Raw genomic sequence first — 2,630 nt, 5'->3', positions numbered from 1 at the left:
GTGGTACCCGGGCCACCCCGCCCGGCCCTGCGAGGGCGCCGGCGACGGCCGGGGGCGCTGACGCCGAGCCACACACGGTGTGGCGCGTCCGAGACGCCGGGTAGATTGGCGGCGAGTCACCCGTTCCCTGCCGACGAGGGCCGCGTCTCGAGTGCGGCCAGAAGGAGAGATCATCCGCATGTCGAAGATCATCTACACGCTCACGGACGAGGCGCCCATGCTGGCCACCGCGTCGCTGCTGCCGATCGTGCGCGCCTACGCGGGCACCGCCGGCGTGGAGCTGGAGACCCGTGACATCTCGCTGGCCGGCCGCATCCTCGCCGCGTTCAAGGACGTCCTGCCCGAGGAGCAGCGCACCGCGGACGCCCTCGCCGAGCTCGGCGAGCTCGTGAAGACCCCCGAGGCCAACGTCATCAAGCTGCCGAACATCTCCGCGTCCGTGCCGCAGCTGCGCGCCGCGATCAAGGAGCTGCAGGCGCACGGCTACGCGCTGCCGGAGTACCCGGACGAGCCGAAGACGGACGCGGAGAAGGACGCGAAGGCGCGCTACGACTCGGTCAAGGGCTCCGCCGTGAATCCGGTGCTGCGCGAGGGCAACTCGGACCGCCGCGCCCCGAAGGCCGTGAAGGCGTACGCCAAGCGCTTCCCCCACTCGATGGGCGAGTGGACCCCGGACTCCAAGACCGCCGTCGCCACCATGGGCGCGGACGACTTCCGCGCCAATGAGCAGTCCGTGACCCTGCCGTCCGCCGACGTGCTGACGATCGAGTTCACCGGCGAGGACGGCAAGACCACCGTGCTCAAGGAGGGCCTGAAGGTCCTCAAGGGCGAGGTCGTGGACGGCACGTTCATGTCCGCCAAGGCCCTGGACGCGTTCCTCGCCGAGCAGGTCAAGCGCGCCAAGGAGGAGGGCATCCTCTTCTCCGCGCACCTGAAGGCCACCATGATGAAGGTCTCCGACCCGGTGATCTTCGGCCACGTCGTGAAGGCCTACTTCTCCGAGCTGTTCGAGAAGTACGGCGAGCAGCTGGCCGCCGCCGGCCTGTCCGCGAACAACGGCCTCGCCGCGATCGAGGGCGGCCTGGACAAGCTCGACGCCGAGACCGCCGAGGGTGTGCGCGCCGCCATCGCCGCCGCCTACGAGAACGGCCCGGACGTGGCCATGGTGAACTCCGCCAAGGGCATCACCAACCTCCACGTGCCCTCCGACGTGATCGTGGACGCCTCCATGCCCGCCATGATCCGCAACTCCGGCCGCATGTGGAACAAGCACGACCAGACCCAGGACACCCTGGCCGTCATCCCGGACTCCTCCTACGCCGGCGTCTTCCAGGCCGTGATCGACGACTGCAAGGCCAACGGCGCCTACGACCCCTCCACCATGGGCACCGTCCCGAACGTGGGCCTCATGGCGCAGAAGGCCGAGGAGTACGGCTCGCACGACAAGACGTTCATCATGGACGCCGCGGGCACCGTGGCCGTGAAGAACTCCGCCGGGGAGACCCTGCTCTCCCACGACGTCGAGGCCGGCGACATCTGGCGCGCCTGCCAGACCAAGGACGTCCCGGTGCGCGACTGGGTGAAGCTGGCCGTGACCCGCGCCCGCGCGTCCCAGACCCCGGCCGTGTTCTGGCTGGACGAGACCCGCGCCCACGACCGCGAGCTCATCAAGAAGGTCGAGGAGTACCTCAAGGAGCACGACACCGAGGGCCTGGATCTGCGCATCCTCTCCCCGGTGGAGGCCACCAAGCTCTCGGTGGAGCGCATCCGCCGCGGCGAGGACACCATCTCCGTGACCGGCAACGTGCTGCGTGACTACAACACGGACCTGTTCCCGATCCTCGAGCTGGGCACGTCCGCGAAGATGCTGTCGATCGTCCCGCTGCTCAACGGCGGCGGCCTGTTCGAGACCGGCGCGGGCGGCTCCGCCCCGAAGCACGTGCAGCAGCTGCTGGAGGAGAACCACCTTCGCTGGGACTCCCTCGGCGAGTTCCTCGCGCTGGCCGTGTCCTTCGAGCACGAGGCGGTCGCGAACGAGAACCACCGCGCGCAGGTCCTGGCGGACACCCTGGACGCCGCCACCGGCACCCTGCTGATCGAGGGCAAGTCCCCGAAGCGCAAGGTCGGCGAGCTGGACAACCGCGGCAGCCACTTCTACCTGGCGCTGTACTGGGCCCGCGAGCTGGCGAAGCAGACCGAGGACGCCGAGCTGGCGGCCGCGGCGAAGCCGATCGCCGAGGAGCTGGGGGCCCAGGAGGAGACCATCCTGGCCGAGCTCAACGGCGTGCAGGGTTCCCCGGTGGACCTGGGCGGCTACTACGCGCCGGATATGGAGAAGGTCACCTCGGTGATGCGTCCGTCCGCGACGCTCAACGCGATCGTGGACAAGATCTCCGTCTGAGCGCCTGAGCGTCGGGGGCCGGGTCGCGTGCGTGGAGCGCGCGGCCCGGCCCCTTCTCGTTCCCCGGCGCCCGACGCCGACCCCCGGCCACCCGGCCACCCGAGACGGCTCCCCGCCCGCAACGCGGGTTGAGTTGTCACGGGTGTGCGTGCCCCGGACCCGTGACAACTCAACCGACGTTGCCGTGGCGAGGGGGTGGTCAGCCCGCGTGGGCCGCCTCGTGGGCCAA

General features: G+C 70.2%; 1 protein-coding gene. It reads left to right on the top strand.

The window, feature by feature from the left end:
* Nucleotides 1–178 precede the first annotated feature (178 nt).
* Entirely contained in the window at nt 179–2,401 is a 2,223-nt protein-coding gene (locus D8M29_RS10680; RefSeq protein WP_127435262.1) for an NADP-dependent isocitrate dehydrogenase, read from the top strand.
* Nucleotides 2,402–2,630: the final 229 nt, after the last annotated feature.

The organism is Micrococcus sp. HSID17227 (genome assembly GCF_003989405.1).
Taxonomy (GTDB): domain Bacteria; phylum Actinomycetota; class Actinomycetes; order Actinomycetales; family Micrococcaceae; genus Micrococcus; species Micrococcus luteus.
Note: the sequence above shows the minus strand (reverse complement) of the source record. Positions and strands in the feature narration are given on the sequence as shown.